Here is a 1,685-nt window from a genome sequence, read left to right on the forward strand (position 1 = left end):
AGCTCCGGAAGCGGGTTCACGATAAGCTCCAGCTCTACTACTTCATAGCATACCACATCGTTAGGGTTGCCGGTGTTGGCTTCTACCCTTACCCATACGCTGCCGCTGGCGCTCTGGTAGGCTTCAGGGGTGGCTATCGGGTTGGTATCAGCCTCTGCGTCGGCTTCGGTCTGGTGGTAGCTGATCACAGTGGTATTGTCGTTGTTCCTGATGTCGGCCTCGGCATCGGTCAGGTCGAATTCTTCAACGCCGTCAGGGGAGTTGTTGTCATCACACAGTACCAGGGCATCCGGGGTGGTGTCTGGGGTTGGCAACGGCAGTACTTTTATGGTAAGGGTGGTGTAGCTTTTACAGCCTTCCTCACTGGTTACGGTTACATACAGGGTTTGTGCATTGTCGATATTGTCGTATGCTTCCGGGTTTGGTATCGGGTTGTTGTTATCCCTGTCTATTTCTTCTACAAAGTATTCAACGGTATAACCCTGCCCTACGCCAAACGGGCCTAAGATTTCTTCGTCCTTGCTCCTCAGGTTAAAGGTGGCAAAGCCGTCGTTCGGGATGCTGTCATCACAGATGGTCAGCATGCTCGGGGTGGTGAGCAGCAGTGGCTGGTTCAGGAACAGCTGGAAGCTGGTCACTCCGAAGCAGCCGGTCTCAGGGTCTTCCACGCGTACCCAGATGGTTTGCTCGTGGGTGCCGTAGTAGTTGGCATCGTTGGTGATGCGCGGGGCACCGTTACGGGCAAACTGCTCGCTGGTAAAGTAGTGGATGATATAGTCGTCTTCTATACCGGGTGCGGCATAGATGTCTTCATTACGTTGGGTAAGGTCGAAGAAGGCACGGTTGTCCTGCCCGTTGTTGTCCAAATCGTCACACTGGGTGATGTCCTGAAGGTCCGGCACCTGCGGTGATGGCACTACGGTCAGGTTGATGGCGTAGTCTACCGAGCTGATGCAGCCGCTTACGGCATTTTCTACCCTTACATAGATGGTTTGGGCAAACGGGGTGATGTTCTGGAAGCTGCCGGTGTTCGGGATGGCGTTCACGCCGTCCTGTGCGTCCTGTGCGGTCCAGTGGAAGCTGATGTCCACGCCCTGGCCGTTGTTGATCAGGTCGGCTACCATGGCATCCAGGTTGAACACGCCGATGCCGTCGCCGTCTTCATCGCATACGGTGGTCAGTTCTTCGTCTATCAGTTCAGGGTATACTACCGGTAGTGGTTCTACCCTTACGTCAAGCAGTACGATCCTGTAGCAGTCGGTCGCCTCTATAGTTACCCTTACAAACAGTGTCTCTACTGTTGCATTGTTTTCATAGGCTTCCGGGTTCAGCTCCGGGTTAGCGCCGCTTTGGGCGTCTTCGAAGCTCTGGTGGAAGGTGATGTTAACGCCGTTAAGGTCGTCTACTATTTCCGTGTATTTGGTGGTAAGGTCGAATAGTTCTGTTTCATCACCCGGGTTGTTCTCGTCACACAGGGTGTATGGGGTTGGGTCGTTTACTTCCGGCAGCGGGTTCACGATCAGTTCCAGCTCTACAATGTCGTAACAGCCGGTGGCGTTATTGGTTACCCTTACAAAGATGGTGCGGGTCTGGCTGCTGTAGCTGCCGGGCGCAGTTATCGGGGTGGTGCCGAGCTGGGCGGCGCCAAGGGTTTCGTAGTAGCTTACGGTAAAGAAGGCCGGGCT

The 1,685-nt window shown here is 54.5% G+C and carries 1 protein-coding gene; it reads right to left on the bottom strand.

Translation table 11 applies throughout. The features are described 5' to 3' along the window. A partial coding sequence (locus KJK34_RS14925; RefSeq protein WP_498366264.1) for an FIDD domain-containing protein occupies window positions 1-1,685 on the bottom strand: 1,685 nt, incomplete at both ends.

Origin of the sequence: Flavobacterium coralii (genome assembly GCF_019891545.1) — a bacterium.
Classification (GTDB): Bacteria; Bacteroidota; Bacteroidia; order Flavobacteriales; family Flavobacteriaceae; genus Flavobacterium; species Flavobacterium coralii.